The 18,748-nt window shown below is 68.5% G+C and carries 14 protein-coding genes and 1 pseudogene; 8 read left to right on the forward strand and 7 right to left on the reverse strand.

All coding sequences use genetic code 11. The features are described 5' to 3' along the window. The first annotated feature begins 421 nt into the window (after positions 1-421). On the forward strand, positions 422-2,884 hold the full coding sequence (locus QZM72_RS26640) for a DUF3772 domain-containing protein (RefSeq protein ID WP_301739634.1): 2,463 nt from the start codon (positions 422-424) through the stop codon (positions 2,882-2,884). 139 nt (positions 2,885-3,023) lie between these two features. On the opposite strand, the gene QZM72_RS26645 is transcribed toward QZM72_RS26640, so the two are convergent. Further along, on the reverse strand, positions 3,024-4,535 hold the full coding sequence (locus QZM72_RS26645; protein WP_124468179.1) for an aldehyde dehydrogenase family protein: 1,512 nt from the start codon (positions 4,533-4,535) through the stop codon (positions 3,024-3,026). Between the two features lie 624 nt (positions 4,536-5,159). Here QZM72_RS26645 and QZM72_RS26650 point away from each other — a divergent pair. From QZM72_RS26650 to QZM72_RS26660, 3 genes and pseudogenes are all read left to right on the forward strand, one after another. Beyond that, positions 5,160-5,351: pseudogene (locus tag QZM72_RS26650) on the forward strand (lysine transporter); the annotation flags it as partial. Between the two features lie 92 nt (positions 5,352-5,443). Then, positions 5,444-6,712 (forward strand): FAD-binding oxidoreductase, encoded by a 1,269-nt coding sequence (locus QZM72_RS26655; RefSeq protein WP_089470525.1) that lies wholly within the window; start codon positions 5,444-5,446, stop codon positions 6,710-6,712. Positions 6,713-6,817: 105 nt separating this feature from the next. After that, the gene (locus tag QZM72_RS26660; RefSeq protein WP_012339399.1) at positions 6,818-7,492 is read left to right on the forward strand and encodes a TetR family transcriptional regulator; all 675 of its coding nucleotides are present in this window, start codon (positions 6,818-6,820) and stop codon (positions 7,490-7,492) included. A 65-nt stretch (positions 7,493-7,557) separates the two neighbouring features. Here the strand turns inward: QZM72_RS26660 and QZM72_RS26665 are convergent, their stop codons facing one another. Both QZM72_RS26665 and QZM72_RS26670 read right to left on the reverse strand, forming a co-directional pair. Then, entirely contained in the window at positions 7,558-9,348 is a 1,791-nt protein-coding gene (locus tag QZM72_RS26665; RefSeq protein ID WP_301739635.1) for a phospholipase D-like domain-containing protein, read from the reverse strand. Positions 9,349-9,453: 105 nt separating this feature from the next. After that, positions 9,454-10,212, reverse strand: a complete 759-nt coding sequence (locus tag QZM72_RS26670; RefSeq protein WP_089470527.1) for a DeoR/GlpR family DNA-binding transcription regulator — start codon at positions 10,210-10,212, stop codon at positions 9,454-9,456. Positions 10,213-10,429: 217 nt separating this feature from the next. Between QZM72_RS26670 and QZM72_RS26675 the strand changes: the two genes are divergently transcribed. From QZM72_RS26675 to nadE, 3 genes are all read left to right on the forward strand, one after another. Further along, a complete protein-coding gene (locus QZM72_RS26675) occupies positions 10,430-10,615 on the forward strand; it encodes a hypothetical protein (RefSeq protein ID WP_006480515.1) in 186 nt (61 codons plus the stop codon). A gap of 223 nt (positions 10,616-10,838) precedes the next feature. Continuing rightward, positions 10,839-11,708: a DMT family transporter gene (locus QZM72_RS26680; protein ID WP_301739636.1), complete on the forward strand. Its 870-nt coding sequence runs from the start codon at positions 10,839-10,841 to the stop codon at positions 11,706-11,708. Positions 11,709-11,958: 250 nt separating this feature from the next. Continuing rightward, positions 11,959-12,807 carry an ammonia-dependent NAD(+) synthetase gene (gene nadE, locus QZM72_RS26685; RefSeq protein WP_301739637.1) on the forward strand — a complete coding sequence of 283 codons (849 nt, stop codon included), beginning with the start codon at positions 11,959-11,961 and terminating at the stop codon, positions 12,805-12,807. A gap of 75 nt (positions 12,808-12,882) precedes the next feature. Here the strand turns inward: nadE and QZM72_RS26690 are convergent, their stop codons facing one another. The 3 genes from QZM72_RS26690 to QZM72_RS26700 form a co-directional block, all read right to left on the reverse strand. Beyond that, positions 12,883-14,559, reverse strand: a complete 1,677-nt coding sequence (locus QZM72_RS26690) for a S10 family peptidase (RefSeq protein ID WP_089470530.1) — start codon at positions 14,557-14,559, stop codon at positions 12,883-12,885. 73 nt (positions 14,560-14,632) lie between these two features. Further along, complete coding sequence (locus QZM72_RS26695) at positions 14,633-16,222, reverse strand: protease pro-enzyme activation domain-containing protein (RefSeq protein ID WP_301739638.1); 1,590 nt, start codon at positions 16,220-16,222, stop codon at positions 14,633-14,635. Positions 16,223-16,508: 286 nt separating this feature from the next. Further along, positions 16,509-17,129 carry a LysE family translocator gene (locus QZM72_RS26700; protein ID WP_089470532.1) on the reverse strand — a complete coding sequence of 207 codons (621 nt, stop codon included), beginning with the start codon at positions 17,127-17,129 and terminating at the stop codon, positions 16,509-16,511. A 134-nt stretch (positions 17,130-17,263) separates the two neighbouring features. On the opposite strand from QZM72_RS26700, the gene QZM72_RS26705 reads away from it, so the two are divergent. Continuing rightward, complete coding sequence (locus QZM72_RS26705; RefSeq protein ID WP_301739639.1) at positions 17,264-17,728, forward strand: Lrp/AsnC family transcriptional regulator; 465 nt, start codon at positions 17,264-17,266, stop codon at positions 17,726-17,728. 63 nt (positions 17,729-17,791) lie between these two features. On the opposite strand, the gene QZM72_RS26710 is transcribed toward QZM72_RS26705, so the two are convergent. Beyond that, positions 17,792-18,709 carry a LysR family transcriptional regulator gene (locus QZM72_RS26710; protein WP_301739640.1) on the reverse strand — a complete coding sequence of 306 codons (918 nt, stop codon included), beginning with the start codon at positions 18,707-18,709 and terminating at the stop codon, positions 17,792-17,794. Positions 18,710-18,748 lie beyond the last annotated feature (39 nt).

The following is an 18,748-nucleotide window of genomic DNA, read 5'->3' on the forward strand; positions in this document are numbered from 1 at the left end:
GTGTCGTGCGTTGTTCTCCGGCGGCTCGCCGAACCGCCGCCGGGCTAATCGCTGCATTGTACCGGCACGCCCGTTCGACGCATGTGCACGCCCGGCAGGACGGCCACGCCAGCCGCCGAAGCCGTTCGATGCCCCGTTTTCCGCCGGACATTGTGTAAATTGCGTAACCGTCTGTCGGGTTCGGAAAGCGCGTCGGCGGCCCGTTCCCGGCCCTGCCGCCCCGCGCCACGGCCGCGCAGAGCGGCAACAACGGGGCTGCCGCGCGGTTTCGCGCCGGCGCGCGCCGCCCGAATCGCCGTGAACGAGGGCACGCAATCGGGACAACCACGGGTGCCGCGCCCCGGTAACATGCTACCGGCCCAACTACCGGCTTCCGGCTGCCTTTCGGCAACCGGCATTGTCGGCAAATCGTAAGCATTCCATGTCCATACAACGACTATCCACGTATGCCCGCCGGATCGCGCTGATCGCGCTGCTGCAGTTCGCGACGATCGCGACCGCATCGGCGTTTCCGGCGGCCGCTTCCGCGCCCGTCGCGAGCGGCGTCGGCGCAACCGTGCCGACCATCTCGCTGCCCGACGCCATCGCGCAGCTCAAGCAGATGCAGGCCGAGCTGGACCGCATCAAGCAGCAGACCTCGACCGCGTCCAACAGCAAGGAGCTGGACGGGCTCGACGACTCGGCGCAGGAGCTGAGCACCGATGTCGCGAAACTGCAGAGCGATCTCACGCCGCAGCGCGCGCAGGTTCAGGCGCAACTCGACGTGCTCGGGCCGCCGCCGGCCGACGGCGCCGCGCCGGAAACGCCCGCCGTCGCGAAGCAGCGGGCCACGCTGGACGCGCGCAAGACGCAGATCGACGCCGCGCTGAAGCAGGCCGCCGACCAGAAGGCGAGCCTCACGAACCTGACCGAGCAGTTCGCGAAGCTGCACCGCAGCCTGCTGAAGAACCAGCTCGCGTTCCGTTCGGGCAGCATCTTCAGCGCGCAGTTCTGGCTGCCGCTGTTTCACCTGTCGCCGGACGATCGCCAGCGGCTCGACGATTTCAACGGCGAACTGTTCGACATGCTGCGTTCGTCGTGGGTGCCCGGACAACGGGCGATCACCACGCTGCTGCTGATCGCCGCATTCGCCGCATGGCTCGGCGGCCGCCGGCTCATCGAGCGCGGGCTCGCCTGGATCGCGCTGAACCGTCTGCCGCCCACCCGCCTGCGCCGCAGTGCGCTGGCGCTGTCGACCGCGCTGTCGACCTTCCTGGCGACGGCCATCGCGATCCAGATCCTCTACCTCGCCGTCGCGCGCCACTACGAGCTCACGCCGTCGCTGACCGATCTGTGGGACCAGTTCGCGAAGCTCGCCGCGACCTGCGCATTGATCGCCGGGCTCGGCCGCGCGCTGCTCTGCACGAAGCATCCGTCGTGGCGCCTGCCCGCGCTCGCCGATCCCGTCGCGCTCGCGATGAAGCCGTTCCCCGCCGTCCTGGCCGGGCTGCTGCTGGTGTCGGGCACGCTCGAATCGATCAACCGGATCGTCGACACCAGCCTGTCGGTCACGCTGTTCGGCCGCGGCATCGTATCGCTCGTCGTCGCGCTGACGGTCGGCGCGTCGCTGTTGCGCGCGAACCGCGCACGCGCCGCGCTCGCGGCGGCCGGCGAGGCGCCCGAGCAGCGCTCGACGCTCGCGGGCCTGATCCATGCCGGCGTCACGCTCGCGATCGTCGCGTCGTTGATCGCACTCCTGATCGGCTACATCACGGTCGCGCGCTTCATCACGTACGAGCTCGTGTGGTTCGAGATCGTGCTGTGCGCGACCTACATCCTGATCCAGTTGACGCGCGACGCGAGCGAAAGCCTGTTCTCGTCGAGCCTGTCGACGGGCCAGCAGATCAAGCACCTGTTCGCACTCGAAGATCGCCACCTCGATCAGGCGCGCACGGTCCTGTCCGGCTTCGGCACGAGCCTGCTGATGCTGATCGCGGCGATCGCGCTGCTGACGGGCGGCTTCGGCACGACGCCGGGCGACCTGCTCGACAGCGCGGTCGCGATGATCGGCAGCCAGCGGCTGCAGAGCCTGAACATCATGCCCGACCGGATCATGAACGCCGTGATCGGCTTCGCGATCGGCTTCTACCTGTTGCGCTCCCTGCGCCGCTGGCTCGACGGCGAGTTCATGCCCGCGCTGGGCATGGATACGGGTATGCGCGTGTCGCTGATCACGCTGTTCACCAACGTCGGCTACGTGCTGCTCGTGCTGATGACCCTCGGGCTGCTCGGCGTCCGGTGGAGCAATCTCGCGTGGATCGTCAGCGCGTTGTCGGTGGGTATCGGCTTCGGCCTGCAGGAAATCGTGAAGAACTTCGTGTCGGGGCTGATCCTGCTGACCGAGCGCCCGGTGAAGGTGGGCGACATGGTCAGCATCGCGGGCGTCGAAGGCGACATCCGCCGCATCAACGTGCGCGCGACCGAGATCCAGTTGAGCGACCGCTCGACCGTGATCGTGCCGAATTCGCAGCTGATCTCGCAGAACGTGCGCAACGTGACGATGGGCAACAGCACGCAAGGCGTCGCGACGCTGGTGCTGACGTTCCCGCTGAACACCGATCCCGAGCAGGTGCGCGACCTGCTGCTCGATGCGTATCGCGAGCACCCGGCGATTCTCGAGAAACCGGCGCCGTCGGTGACGTTCAGCCAGCTCGCGCCGGACGGGATCACGCTGAGCGTGACGGGCTACGTGTCGAGCCCGCGGATCGCGAGTTCGACGAAGAGCGACCTGCTGTTCGAGATCCTCAAGCAGTTGCGCGCGGCGGGGATCACGCTGTCGAGCCCGCAGATGCTGGTCGTGCAGAACATGCCGACGAACGACGGTCCCACTCGGCAAGAATCGTAAGTGAGCCATTGAGCGGGCACGCTCACGATCGATTGGCGCGACGCGCGCGTCGCAATAAACGACAAGGGCCGGTTACCGCTTTCGCGGCAACCGGCCCTTGTCATTCGACCGTCGAAGCGCCCTGGCCGGGCGCCTGCACTTATACGTCGAACTTCACCCCCTGCGCCAGCGGCAACTGCCGGCTGTAGTTGATCGTATTCGTCGCACGGCGCATATACGCCTTCCACGCGTCCGAACCCGATTCACGCCCGCCGCCCGTTTCCTTCTCGCCGCCGAACGCGCCGCCGATTTCCGCGCCGCTCGTGCCGATGTTCACGTTGACGATCCCGCAGTCGCTGCCGGCCGCCGACATGAACTGCTCGGCCTCGCGCATGTCGTTCGTGAAAATCGCCGACGACAGCCCTTGCGGCACCGCGTTGTGCACGTCGATCGCGTCTTCGAAGTTGTCGTAGACCATCACGTACAGGATCGGCGCGAACGTCTCCCGCTCGACCACCGCCGATTGCTTCGGCATCCGCACGATGGCCGGACGCACGTAGTAAGCATCCGCGTGACCCACGTCGACGCGCTCGCCGCCCTTCACTTCGCCGCCCTGCTCGCGCGCATCGGCCAGCGCCTTCTGCATCGCGTCGAACGATGCACGATCGACCAGCGGGCCGACCAGCGTGCCTTCCTCGAGCGGGTTGCCGACCTTCACCGACGCGTAAGCCTTCTCGATGCGCGGCAGCAGTTGCTCGACGAGGCTGCGATGCACGATCAGGCGGCGCAGCGTCGTGCAGCGCTGGCCGGCGGTGCCGACCGCCGCGAACGTGACCGCGCGCACGACGAGGTCGAGATCCGCGCTCGGCGCGACGATCATTCCGTTGTTGCCGCCGAGTTCGAGGATGCCGCGCGCCAGGCGCTGGCTCAGCACCTTCGCGACTTCCTGGCCCATCCGCACGCTGCCCGTCGCGCTGACGACCGGCACCTTCTTCGACGCCGTCAGCACCTCGCCGACGTCGCGCATGCCGAGCACCAGTTGGCTCAGCTCCGCCGGCGCGACGCCCGGATGCGTCTTCTCGAACTCGCGGAGCGCCTTCTGGAGCAGCACGTGGCACGCGATCGCGGTGAGCGGCGTCTTCTCGGACGGCTTCCACACGACCGAATCGCCGCACACGAATGCAAGCGCCGCATTCCACGCCCACACCGCGACCGGGAAGTTGAACGCCGAGATCACGCCGCACACGCCGATCGGGTGCCACGTTTCCATCATCCGGTGGCCCGGGCGCTCGGACGCGATCGTGAGGCCGTAAAGCTGGCGCGACAGACCGACCGCGAAATCGCAGATGTCGATCATTTCCTGCACTTCGCCGAGCCCTTCCGACGTGATCTTGCCGGCCTCGAGCGTGACGAGGCGGCCGAGCTCGGCCTTGTGCTCACGCAGCACGTTGCCGAACACGCGCACGAGTTCGCCGCGCACCGGCGCCGGCACCGTGCGCCACTTGAGGAATGCGTCGTGCGCGGCGTCGATCTTGCGCTCGGCGTCGGCGGGCGTGTCGACGGCCAGCGTCGCGAGCGTCGCGCCGTCGAGCGGCGAACGCGCGGTCAGCGCATTGCCTTTCCACTGGGCGAGATCGATGTCGAGCGCGGCAAGAATGTCGTTGAATTGCATCACTTCCTCTTCAGGGACAGATTGATCGGTGCGGCGGCAGCGCCGCCCGCGTGATTCGATTGGAGCGCGTTCGAGCGCGTCGTGCAAGCGGATGCGCCGCGCGGCGTGCCCGGTGCGCCATCCGGCGCATCACGCGGCGCCGCCGCCGGCAAGCCCGGCCGGACGGCGCGCCCCAGCCTCGCGAGGCACGATCCGTGAAACACATTGTCGATGGCCACAAGTCGCGCCGCTATTGATATTAACTCACGACTTCATTCCCAAAACGCAAGAAGTCAGCCGGCCGGACGCGCCCGCTCCCGTGCCGATATCGGACGTTTCCAAAGCCCGCAGACGGGTACGCGGACGCATTCCGGTCCGACACAAGTTGATGACGATCCCGCATCATCCTGTTGCGCAAATGTCGTTTGCCGCCCGTGCATCGGACCCACACAATCGGTGCGACGTCGAGGTGCGATGCACCCGGCGCGCCGCCGGCCGCCACTGCCGCCGGACGAGCGACGAAGGCGACACGCACCAGGGCCCGGCCCAGCGGGCCCGCTTCGCACCCCATCACCGCTGCCCGCCCCGCGGCCGGCCACGCGTCGCGCTTCGTCAACGAAAAACAATCCCGGAGACAGCGCCCAGCGCACGACGATTCCGCGCGCGGTCAGCCAGATCTTCTGGCGCATCCTGCTGTTCTACGTGTTCGCGATCTTCGTGATCGGCGTGCTGGTTCCGTACACCGATCCGAGCCTGCTGAAAAGCGACGTGACCGACATCGGCGTAAGCCCGTTCACGCTGGTGTTCCGCCACGCGGGCGTCGCGTTCGCGGCCGGCGCGCTGAAAACCCCATTCGACGCGGCGCGCGCGTTCAGGCAAGATCGACGCGCGCCGTCCGCTTTTCCGCCGTCACGAGTCACCGAACACGCATGCAGAACTTCTACGAAGCCACCGTTACCCGCCAGCCCTACCCGCAACTGACCGACACGATCGATACGCAAGTCTGCATCGTCGGCGGCGGCCTGGCCGGCCTTTGCACGGCGCTCGGCCTCGTCGAGCGCGGCGTGCGCGACGTCGTCGTGCTCGACGGCGAACGGGTCGGCTTCGGCGCGTCGGGCCGCAACGGCGGTTTCGTGTTCGGCGGCTACAGCCTCGACAACGCCGACCTGCTGCGCACGCTCGGCCGCGACGAAGGGCGCCGGCTGTACCGGCTCACCGTCGACGCGGTCGACCTGATCCGCGCGCGCATCGCCCGCTACGGGATCGACTGCGACATCGTCGATCAGGGCGTGATGCTCGCGAACTGGTTCGACGATCCGTCGCGGCTCGACAGCGTGCGCACGCTGATGAAGAACGAACTCGGCGTCGACTGGAAACCCGTGCCGACCGGCGCACTGCGCGAGCGGCTGAAAACGCGGCGCTATTACGGCGGCCTGTTCGAGCCGAACGCGTTCCACTTCCATCCGCTCAAGTACGTGCTCGGCGTCGCGGCGGCCGCGTCGCGCGGCGGTGCACGCGTGTACGAACGCTCGGCTGCGCTCGGCATCGCACGCGACGGCGCCGGCTACGTCGTGCGCACGGCGCAGGGTGCGGTGCGCGCGAAGGACGTCGTGTTCGCCGGCGGCGGCTACGCGCGCGGCGTGTCGCCGCGCATCGAGCGCGCGGTGCTGCCGATCGCGACCTACGTGATCGCGACCGAACCGCTCGGCACGCGCCTGCCCGACGCGATCGACGCGCCGTACGCGATCTACGACACGCGTTTCGCGTTCGACTACTACCGTCCGCTGCAGGACACGCGGATCCTGTGGGGCGGCCGGATCTCGGTGCTCGACCGCGGCCCCGACGCGATCGCCCGGCTGCTGCGACGCGACCTGCTGCGCGTGTATCCGCAACTGGAAGGCGTGAAAATCGACTACGCGTGGGGCGGGCTGATGAGCTACGCGCGGCACAAGATGCCGCAGATCGGCCGCGACGCGGACGGCGTGTGGCACGCGATCGCATTCGGCGGCCACGGGATGGCGCCGACCACCGTCGCCGGCGAGGCGCTCGCCGCCGCGCTGGCCGAAGGGCGGCCGGTGCCGGACGGCTTCGCCGCGTTCGGGCTCACGCGCACGTTCGGATTGGCCGGCCTCGCCGCCGCGCAGCTCACGTATACCGCGTATCAGGCCCGCGACGCGCTCGCATCCTGCCGCCGCTGAGCGCCCGCCGCGGCCTGGCCGATTAGAGCCGCAGGTCGGCCGGACGGGCATTTTCCACATGCTAGAATGCCTTTTCCAAGCCGCCGCTAACCACAACAAAGTCACATGAAAGCAGGAAGCAAGGCCGCCACGTCCGACCCCCGCGCGCTTGCGTCCGATGCGCGGCGTAAATACGATCCCGAGCAAACCAAGCGCAACATCCTCGATGTCGCCACGCAGGAATTCTCCGCGATGGGCCTCGCCGGTGCGCGCGTCGACGCGATCGCCGAGCGCACGAACACGACGAAGCGGATGCTCTATTACTACTTCGAAAGCAAGGAAGGCCTGTACGAGGCCGTGCTGGAGAAGGTGTACGGCGACATCCGCGCGCTCGAGCAGGAACTGCACGTCGGCGACATGGAGCCGCGCGAAGGCATGCGCCGCCTCGTCGAATTCACGTTCGACTATCACGACAAGCATCGCGATTTCGTCCGTCTCGTGTCGATCGAGAACATCCACGGCGCGAAGTATGTCGAACAGTTGAAGTCGTTCAAGAACCGCAACGTCAGCATCATCAAGACGCTTGAGGAACTGGTCGAGCGCGGCGCGGCCAGCGGCGTGTTCCGCAAGGACATCGACGCATTCGACCTGCACCTGCTGATCAGCTCGTTCTGCTTCCACCGCGTGGCGAACCGCTACACGTTCGGCGCTGCATTCGGCCGCGACCCGTCGGCGCCGCGCCTGCGCGCGCGACATCGCGACACGATCGCCGACGCGGTGCTCCGCTACGTCGCCGCGTAAGCGGCGCCGGCAGCCGGCCGGGGCACGCGACATCCGCGCCCCTCGAACTTCGGCACCTCAGCGCATCAATCCGTCGGCGCGGTCGACGCCAGCGCGATCCGCGCCTTCTCTTCCGGGCTGCCCGCCACGTAGTACTTCTTCGCCCAGCTCGAATCGGGCGCAAGCGCGAGCCGCGCATGCGCGCCCTTGCCCGTGCCGTGCTGCCGTTTCGCATGGATCGCCAGCGCGCGGGCGCGGTAGTGCTCGTACAGCCGCAGGAATTCGGCGAGATAGATCGCCGCGATCCGCTTGTCGCGGATCTCCAGTAGGTTCTCGTCGTTGTACTGCTCGGAATTGCGGCTCATGTTCGCCGAACCCGTATAGACGACCGGATTCGCGCCTTCCGCGTCGATCACGATGAACTTGTGATGGATCACGACGGGCGGAAAAGCCGGCGCCGGTTCGCCCGGGAAGAGCCGCAACTCCGGCTCGAAGCCCTGCGGCACCGTGGCCGGCGAGAAATACGACGCGTCGATCACGTCGTGGTTGTCGCGGCTGCGGTGGTACAGCTCGAGGTTCGCGAGCGTCGCCGCATCGAGCGTCCGGCCGGCCTGGCGCGCGGCATCGGCCTTCGTCGCGCTGCCGACGTTGATCTTGTTGACGAGGCCGAACATCATCAGCCCGCGGTCGCCGGCCGCGAAGCACGCATCGCGCAGCGCCGCGTCGGTCGGCATGAACAGGCAAAACGACACCGAATGCTTCGCGGCCGCGAGCGCGGCAACGATCGTATCGATCTCGGTACGCCGCCCAGCCGGCTCCGGCGAGTAGGCGACACGCACCTGCGCGCTGCCGATCGTCATCGGCGCCGACCAGCCCGTCGACAGCCGCGCGGTCGCCGCGATCGACGGATTCCCGGCCAGCGCATGCGCGCGATCGTTGTACAGCGCGGCGAGCGCGGGCGAGTCGAACGCATGCAGCACGTTGGCCTGCTCGGTCAGCCCCTCGGTCGTGAAGTTCGCGGAACCGGTCAGCACGCGCGCGGGCGCCGGGTTCGACGGCGCATCGGTCACGATGAACTTGTCGTGCATGATGTGCGTCTTGTCGCGCGGCGCGAGCGTCGCGAGGCCCTGCAGCGCATCGACGGCCGGCTGGTTCGGCGACGGCAGCGGCGGCTTGCCCTTGCGCGCCGTGGTGTGCGCGTCGTAGACGATCGCGAGCGACGCTTCGCCGTGCTGGCGCCCGAACGCGTCGAACGCCGGCAGCGCCCACAGCGCGTCGGTCAGGTGATAGACGGCCGACACCGCGCGCGACGCGGGATCGAGCATCTGCGCGAACACCTGTTCCATGTCGTTCGCGAGCCACGTGCGCAGTTTCAGCGCCTGGGCGGCGCTCGGCGCAGCATTCGGCGCGAGGCCGAGCGCCGCGACCTGCTTCGCGAACGCCTGCGAGCTGACCACCGCGCGGTTGAACCACGTGCCGATGCCGTCCTCGACGTGCGCGGGCAGCACGACGTCGCACACGCCGGCTTGCGCGTCGAGCACTTGCAGGTTCGCCGGCGTGCCGACGACGGGATAGACGTCGTAGCGGAACGACGCGCCGCGGTCCTGCGGATCGATGCGCGCATCCCACCACATGAATTTCTGGATCGGCGCCTGATCGGTCGGCGCATCGCCCTGCGTGTCGGCGGCCGGGCCGTCGAACGTCAGGCGGTTGGGCAGCCAGCTGTCCGGCGCACGCGTCTTGCCGTCGGCCGACCAGAAGCCCGGCGTGCGCCGGATCGCGAAGCCGAGGAAATCGGACCGCGACGCCGCATCGGGCCAGTCGAAAGCCAGCAGGACCAGGGTGGGGGAAAGATAGCTGCGCACGCTGACGGTCATTCGTTGCTCCCTGGCCGGGCGGCCGGTCGAGATGAATGCGTCAGTCTTGATGGCGGTTTTTCCCGCGCGATGACGGTTCGATGAACCTTGTATGTCGGACGCGCGTCAGTCGCAGACGAGCAACTCGATCCCGCGTGCCGTCAGCGCGCGGCGCACGGCCTTGTCGGGTGCGCGCTCGGTGACCAGATAGCGGGCGGCGGACGTGCCGTTGATCCGCACCGGCGTCACGCGGCCGAATTTCGAATGGTCGGCGACGATGATCGCCATGCCCGCCGCCGCGATCATCCGGCTGCGCACTTCGGCCGCGAGCCGCGAGTAGTCGGTGCACTCGCCGTCGGGCGTGATGCCGCCGGCGCCGACGAACGCGAAATCGACGTGGTATTGCGCGAGCTGGTGGATCGTGTCGAGCCCGAACGTCGCGTCCTCGTCGTCGGACAGCTCGCCGCCGAGCAGCGTCACGCGGTTGCCGTTGCGCCGCGCGAGCACGAACGCGGTGCGCCAGTCGTTCGTGTAGATCGACAGCCGGTGCCGGTCGGCGAGCGCCAGCGCGACCGCATGCGGCGTGCTGCCCGAATCGATCAGCACCGATGCATCGTCGGGTACGAATTCGGCCGCGCGCCGCCCGATCGTGCGCTTCGCGTCGGCGTTCGCGGCTTCGCGCTCGGACAGGGTCGGCTCGCGGCGATCCGCGGCCAGCGCGCCGCCATGCGTCATCACGAGCAGGCCGCGCGCGGCCAGCGCGTTCAGGTCGCGCCGCACGGTTTCGCGCGACACGTCGAGCGAACGCACGAGCTCAGCGACCGACAGCGCGCCCGAGCGCCCAAGCTCCGTCAGGATGTATTGATGACGTTGTTCCGCCAGCATCGCGTGTGCGCCCGAGGCGACTGGTAATGGGTAAGCCGGCCATTGTATTACGGACGTTTGACGACCATTTGACCGGGCCGGGAAACACGGCCGGGCGCGTTTCCCGAAAGCGAAATTCTGTATTGCCCGGCGCGCGCGAATCCGCGCGGCGCCGGTTGCTACACTTTGCGCTTCGCCGAACGACCGGCCAAGACCGACCAACAAAGGGGCTCGCGCCATGTATCGCAAAGGCAGTGTGATCGAAATCCAGTTTCCGCCGGAACGCCTCAACGACGCGGCGGGCGATCCGTACTGGATCGACCTGACGCTCGACGAAGCGCGCCGGCTCTACGAACAGCTCGCCGCGCGTTTCGCGACCGACGCGCGCGCCAACCAACCGCTCGATACGTTCTCGATCGACTGAGCGTCGCGACTGCGCGCCCATCCGCGCAGCGCAGCACCGTGCCGCACCGTGCGGTGCCGCAGACGATCATCCCCGCCGCCCCGCGCACCCCGGCGCGCGATGACCGCCGCCCCGCTCACGCGCCCCGCGGCATGAGTGCAGGATTCGACAAGACGCCGGCGCCGCTTCGGCCGATACTGGTCGACTTCCCGGTTCCGTCCGGCCGCGTCGCGGCCCGTCATGCATGCTCAACTCGATCGTCGCCGCCGTTTTCGTCGCGCTCTGGTCCACCGGCTTCATCGTTGCGCGGGCAATCAAGCCCTACGCCGATCCCAACCTGTTCCTGCTCGCGCGCTTCGCCGGCACGGCCGTGCTGTTCGGCGTGGTGGCGCTCGCCGCGCGCGCGCCGTGGCCGGGCCGCCGCGAATGGCCGCGCCACCTGATCGCCGGCGCGCTGCTGCAAGGCGTCTATCTCGGCGCGAGCTACTGGGCCGTCGCGCAAGGGTTGAATGCGGGCGTGATGGCGCTGCTCGGCGCGCTGCAGCCGCTTGCCACCGCCGTGCTCGCGGTTCCGCTGTTCAACGAACGTCTGCCCGCGCGCGGCTGGCTCGGGATGGCGCTCGGGCTCGCCGGCGTCGCGCTCGTGCTCGCGCCGAAAGTCACGGGCGGCGTCGCGCCGCCGCCGGGCGCCGCGCCTGCGTGGCTCGTCGTCACCGTGTCGGTCCTGGCGGTCGGGTCGATCACCGCCGGCTCGCTGTACCAGAAAGGCAAGCTCGCGCAGAGCGACCTGCGCACGGCGGTCGCCGTGCAGAACTTCGGCGCGGCGCTCGTCGCGGCCGTCTTCGTCGTGCTGCTCCATGAAACCCGCTGGATCGACGCGCCGGCGCTGTGGGTGTCGCTCGTGTGGGGCATCGTGTTCCTGTCCGGCGGCGCGGTCACGATGCTGATGTGGATGCTGCGGCACGGCAATGCGGCGCGCGCGACGTCGCTGCTGTTTCTCGCGCCGCCGCTGGCCGCGCTACAGGGTTACGCGCTGTTCGGCGAAACGCTCGCGACGATCCAGCTCGCCGGCTTCGCGCTCGCGCTGGTGGGCGTCGTGCTCGCGCGGCGCTGACGGGGCGAAGACGCACGCGGGATCGAGCGGCCACGCCGTCATCGAGCCTCCATCCCGCCTCGCCGAAGCCGCGCGCACGGCCGCCCTTCGCGCGGCATCTTCTGCACCCGCCCGGCGCACCGCGCACCACGGCGATGCGGTGCGTCTCGCCGATGCAACGCGAAACCGCCGGAAACGCCTGTCCGGCGCGGCGGCGCGCCGCGATTGCGCTTATGATGAGCGCCTTGCATTTCGTCCCGGAACTTCCCTCATGACATCCGCCGATTACGCCAGCCGCCAACGCGCGATCATTGCCGAACTGAACGTCGCCCCGCACTTCGACGCCGAGGCCGAAATCGAGCGCCGCGTCGATTTCCTCGCGCAGTACCTTCGTTCGACCGGCCTGCGGACCTACGTGCTCGGCATCAGCGGCGGCGTCGATTCGTCGACGGCCGGCCGGCTCGCGCAACTGTCGGTCGAGCGCCTGCGCGCCGGTGGCTACGACGCACGCTTCATCGCGATGCGCTTGCCGAACGGCGTGCAGAACGACGAAGAGGATGCGCAGCGCGCGCTCGCGTTCGTGCGCGCGGACGAGGTATTGACGGTCGACGTGAAGCCGGCCGCCGACGCGATGCTCGGCTCGCTGGTCGCGTCCGGCCACGCGTTCGAAACGCCGGCGCAGCAGGATTTCGTGCACGGCAACATCAAGGCGCGCGAGCGCATGATCGCGCAGTACGCGGTGGCGGGCGCGCGGCGCGGCATCGTGATCGGCACCGACCACGCGGCCGAATCGCTGATGGGTTTCTTCACGAAGTTCGGCGACGGCGGCGCGGACATCCTGCCGCTCGCGGGCCTGAGCAAGCGCCGCGTGCGCGGGGTCGCACGCGCGCTCGGCGGCGACGAGCTGATCGTGATGAAGGTGCCGACGGCCGACCTCGAGGAATTGCGCCCGCTGCGCCCCGACGAGCACGCGTACGGCGTGACCTACGACGAGATCGACGATTTCCTCGAAGGCAAGCCGGTGGAAGACCGCGTGTACGAAACGGTGCTGCGCTTCTTCGACGGTTCGCGCCACAAGCGCGCGCTGCCGTACACGCCGTTCGACTGGCCGGCCGCGTAAGCCGGCCGCCCGGCTACCGACCTGCCGCCGCGCGCACCGTCACGGCCGCGCGCGGCTTCCACGCGACGGGCAACGCTACGCGTTCCCGCCCGTCTTCTTCGCCTGCAGCGCGCGAATCCGCATCCGCGCACCCGTATCGCTGACCGTCGCGTCGTACATCGTCGCGAGATCGCGCTTGAGCGCGGTGCGCGAGCCGCCGTCGAGATACACCATGTGCCCCGACGGATAGAACCGCGCGGACAGGTTCTGCCGCACCTTCTGGTCCTCCAGCGGCATCTGCTGCAGATCGATCACGGTCTGGTAGAACGGCGTGACGAAATCGTAGAAGCCGTTCGCCGACAGCACCTTCAGGTCGACGTTCAGCGCCATCACCGCGGCGAGGTCGCCGGCCGTGTAGAGGATCACGTTGCCCTGCGCATCGATGCCCTGCTGCGCGCCGGTCGGGTCGATGTGGCCGAAATCCCAGTTCTTGAAGGCCTGGTCGTTCAGGTCCGTGAATGCCGAGTTCGACGTGAACTTCAACTGCTCGTTCAGATAGCTGTTCCACATCGCCGTATAGACGCCCGTCACGGCCGTCATCGTCGGATCGTTGCCGCCCGAATTCGGGTCGATCTTGCCGGCGATGCCCGACGAGATCCCGGTCACGCGGCCGTCGTACGAACCGAGCGCGAGCCCCTGCGCATGCAGCAGCGTCGTCAGGAACAGCGAGTTGCCGCGCGCATCATAGCCGGCGATGTCGAGCCCCCACGTCTGCAGCGTCGCCGTATCGATGCCCGTGTATGCCGACAGTTTCTGCACGGTGGCCGGGTTCGCATGCGGCACCGCGCGCAGCGCGCTCAGGTAGTCGGTGCGCGCGAACTGCGCGACTTCCTCGACGAACGCACCGAGATCGCTCGGCGCCGGCTTGATGCCGAGCTTCTTGTGATACCACGCGTCGGCCGCGGCGGTCGGCAGCGCGCCGACCGGGTTGCCGGCCTGCCGGTAATCGAGGATCGACGATTGCAGCGTGACGCCGTTCAGGTCGACGCCATCCTCGTGCAGCTTGTATGCGAGCACGCAGCTGCGCGCGGTGCCGTACGATTCGCCGAACAGGTATTTCGGCGAATTCCAGCGGTTGTTCTTCGTCAGGTAGCGCTTGATGAACTGCTTCAGCGAATCCGCATCCTGGTCGACGCCCCAGAAGTCACGGTTCTTGTTCGGCGCGACGGCCGCCGAATAACCGGTGCCGACCGGGTTGATGAACACCAGGTCGCTGTGGTCGATCATGCTGTCCGGGTTGTCTTCGAGCTGGTACGGCGCGGGCGGCGTGAAACCCGGCATCGACGTCTTGATGCGCTTCGGCGCGAACGAGCCGAGCAGCACGAACACCGACGACGAACCGGGCCCGCCGTTGTAGAAGAACGTCACGGGCCGCGTTTCCTCCTTCGCGCCGTCGGCCGTGAACGCGACGTAGAAGAGCTTCGCGGCCGGCTGCGAACTGCTCGGATCGACCGTCACGAGATGGCCGGCCGTCGCCGTGTACGCGATCCGCTTCCCGTCGATCAGGATCGTGTGGTGCGTGATCGCGGCCGCCTCGGTCGTGTCGGTCACCGAGTCGTCGGGGCCGTTGCCGTACGCGACCGGATCGAAGAACGGCTGGTCGCGGCCGTGGCTCAGCGCGACCGGATTGATGGTCGGCGGCACGCCATGCGAATTGTGGTCGCCGTGATGCAGCGGATACACGCCGCCGGAAGATGCGGAATCGTTGCCCATCGTGCTGCTCCTGGAGGTGAAAAAAGACGCGGGCAGACCACCCGCGTCGGACGGAAAGGCGTGCGCCCGCGCGTCAGCTCGACGGCTTGCGCGCCAGGATCGCGGCGAGCTGCGCGCCGTTCGGGCTGCCGAGGCCCGTGCACGCGTCCCAGCCGGACGCGGCCGCATACGTGCCGTTCGATCCTTTCGTGATGTCGCGCAGCGCGCCCGGATGCTTGTACAGCACCGGATTGATCCAGCCGGCCGACGCGCCGGCCGCCGCATTGATCCGCGCGATCAGCGCGGCCCACAGCGGGGCGACCGCGCTCGTGCCGCCCATCACCGAGGGCGTGCCGGCGACCGACACTTCGTAACCCGTCTGCGGCGACGCGTCGCCGGCCACGTCCGGCACGCCGCGCTTCGCGAGCGGCTTGGTGGTGCCGTCGGCGAGCGCGACCTTCAGCCCCTGCTGCCACGCCGGCAGGTCGAACAGCGAACTGACGCCGCCGCCGCCCGCGCCGCCGCCGGCCGCCTCGTCGTTCCACGTGACCTCGCTGCGGATGCCCTGCCCGGGCAACGCATTGAGCTGCGTGCCGCCGCAGCCGAGCACGTACGGGCTCGACGCGGGGAAATCGACGTGATCGGCGCCATCCTGCAGCCCGTCGCCCGAGCCGCTGTCGCCCGACGCCGCACAGACGGTGATGCCCTGCGCGGCGGCCGCCTGCAGCACGCGGTTGAACGCGTGCGCCGACTGCGCCTGCCAGATCGCTTCCGGGCCGCCCCAGCTGATCGAGATCACGGAAGGTCGGTGGGTCTTGTCGGTGACGGCCGCGTTGACGGCCTGGATGAAGCCCGCGTCGCTGTTCGGCGCGAAGTAGACCGCGATCTTCGCGGCCGGTGCGATCGCGCCGGCGATCTCGACGTCGAGCGCGACTTCGCCGTCCGGGCCGTTCGGCTCGCCGGTCGGCGCATTGCGGCCGGTGCCGACGTTCACGTCGACGAGCGTCGGCGGCGTCGTGATCCCGAGCCCGCGGAAATACTGCTGGATGTCGGCCGCGCGATAGCCGCCGCCGAGCTCGACGATCGCGATGCATTGCCCGGCGCCGTCGCCGGCCGGAAAGTCGTACAGCGACGCAAGCTGGATCGGCGTGAACGTGACGGCCGCCGCGCCGCCCGCCGGCTTGAACGGCGGACGGAAGCGGAAGTGCGGCCGCGCCTGCGGCCGGCTGTCGAGGCCGAGCACGGCCGTCACCGCATCGCCGATATCGTCGGGCAACACGATCGGGCCCGAGCGGCCGCGATACTGGCCGATCGACCGATGCTCGAAACGTTCGAGCTTCACGCTGAACGCGGCTTCGAACTGCGCGATCGTGCCGGACAGCACGACGACGCTTTCGACCGGATCGACGCGATCGACCGTCAGTTGATGACGGTGCGCGAAGTCCTCGGTCTTGCGGATATCGTCGGGATTGGCGGAGAAACGCTGCGCGAATGCGTCGCGCGACAGCGGTTTCGCGCCGGCGTCGCCGGTGGCGAGTTGGTGGACCAATGCATCGAGTTGCCCTTCTTCCTGCCGCCGCAACATGATCGTGACGTGGATGCGTTCTGCCGGATCGCACTGGCCGAGACACTTGGACTCGGCGACGATACGGGGTTCACGGTCGGCTTGAAGCTGCCTTGCCATGTTCAGACCCTCCTTGGTACCGCGTTGCACGGAACAGCCAGGAAATCGGACATAGCCTGCGGAAGACGGTTCCGTTCGGTCGGTCGATTCGCGACGGCGCATTTGCGACGGCGCGAAGTTAGAGGAAGTTTAGAACAGTCAGACGATTTGCGCGCACGCCCTTCTACGGCAACGCGCACGCGGGAAGGCCGGCATGGCGCGCGGCCCACAGGATTCGCACACGGCTTGCCCGCGCGGCCGCTCGATTCGCGCGGCAGCGGCAGCGGCAGCCATGCGGCGGCAATGCTCAGTCCATCGACAACCGCAGCGCAAAACCGATCAACGCGGCGGAAAAGGTCCAGCGCTGCACCGTCTGCGCGAGCGGATGCGCGCGCATCCACGCCGCGATGCGCGACGCGCCGAACACGCACGCGAGGTCGAAACACACGCCGGCCGCCACCAGCAGCGCGCCGAGCTCGAACATCTGCCAGACGACCGGCCCGGCCTCGGGCCGCACGAACTGCGGCAGCAGCACCGAGCAGAACAGCAGCGCCTTCGGGTTCAGCAGGTTGGTCAGCAGCCCCTTCACGAACGACTGCCGCAGTTCGCCCGCCGCCGCGTCGCCGTCGCCGAGCGCGAACACCGGCGAGCGGAACACCTGGATCGCGACATACGCGAGATAGAGCGCGCCGCCGTAGCGGATCACCTCGTAGAGCCAGGGCGCGCTGCGAATCAGCGCCGCGACCCCGCACGCCGACAGCGTCACGTGCGCGGTGCGCGAGAGCGACAGGCCGGCCGCCGCGGCCATCCCCGGCCGCACGCCGCGGCCGATGCTGGTCTGCAGCACGAGCGCCATGTCGGGCCCCGGCACCGCGTAAATGGCCGCCAGCGCGGCGAGATAAATCAACAGCAAATGCGTGGAAATCATGGTCTGCCCCCGTCCTTCAATGACGATATGTTGCCGTTGAAGGCGGAGGGATTATTGGCCATATTTGGCTCAAGAATGGCGATTCATAGGGGAATCCGCCACAATAATGAAATCACGACAAGGATTCCGCCAACATGACCGACCTCGACAAAACCGACCGCGCGATCCTCGCCGCGGTGCAACGCGACGGCCGCCTGCCGATCGCGCGGCTCGCCGAATCCCTCGGCCTGTCCGAGACGCCGTGCGCACGGCGCCTGAAACGTCTCGAAAACGACGGCTACATCGAGCGCTATCGCGCGCAGTTGTCGCGCCAGGCGCTGGGCTTCGGCGTGGTCGCGTTCGTGCTCGTGCGGTTCGCGACGCACGACCGCAAGGTCGCCGACCGGTTCGAACGGGAAGTGCTCGGCATCGAGCGGATCCTCGCGTGCCACAACGTCGCGGGCACGGCCGACTACCTGCTGCAGGTGGTTGCGCGCGATCTCGACGACTACGGCACGTTCTTGCGGGAGTCGCTGCGGATGCTGCCGGGCGTGACGTCGATCGAATCGGCGCTGTCGCTGCGCGAGGTGAAGCACGACGCCGGGTTGCCGGTGCCGTGATGCACGCCGGGCCGGCAAGCCGGCCGCGCGTAACGCTTGTTCACGGTGTCGGCCACGCCGGCGTCACACCACGTCGGGCGACTGATGCGCGCGCTCGAGATCCTCGAGAAACGCTTCGACGACCGGATCGCCGCGCCCGTCGCGCGCCACGACCATGTGGAACGTGACCTCGTAGTGCAGTCGATCCGGATTGAGCGGCGCGAGCAGCCCTTGCGCGACATACGGCGCCGCGAAGTGCTGCGGCAGGTAGCCGAGGTGATGACCGGACAGGATCAGCAGCGCGACGGCCTCCATGTTGTCGGCGGTCGCGGTCACGCGATCGGGCGTCGTCGACATCTGCGCCTCCGGCAGCGGATACGAGCGCCACGCCCACTCGAAGCCGGCGACGTCGGCCGGCGTCAGCGTGCCGGCGCGTTCGAACAGCGGATGGCCGCGGCCGCAGTACGCGATCTGCCGCTCGATGAACAGCGGCGTGTAATGCAGCGTCGGCACGCGATGCCAGAAATAGCCGACCGCGATCTGGATCTCGTTGCTCAGCAGCTTTTCCTCGAGATCGCCGGGCGCGCGCACCGAAATCGAGAAGCGCACGGCCTCGTCGCGGGTGCGGAACGCGGCGATCGCCTCGGCGATCCGTGCGTTCTGGCTGACCGGCGTATGGCCGATCAGGCCGATGTTCAGCGTGCCGACCAGTTGGCGATCCATGTGCCGCGCGGCCATCCCGAATTCGTCGAGCGCCGCGAGCAGCTTGCGGCTCATCGCATGGAACCGCTCGCCCTTCGGCGTGAGCCGGAAGCCGCTGCGGCCGCGCTCGCAGAGCCGGTAGCCGAGCCGCGTCTCGAGCGACGACAGCTGCGCGCTGATCGTCGACTGGCCGACGTTCAGCACCGTCTGCGCGGCCGACACGCCGCCCGCGTCCGTGACCGCGAGAAACACGCGGATCAACCGCAGATCGAGGGTCGACAGATTCCCCAGCACGTTCATCCCCTTCCATACATCGATGAAGATCGATGTTTACGTCGA

It is taken from the genome of Burkholderia sp. AU45388 (assembly GCF_030481585.1).
Classification (GTDB): Bacteria; Pseudomonadota; Gammaproteobacteria; order Burkholderiales; family Burkholderiaceae; genus Burkholderia; species Burkholderia sola.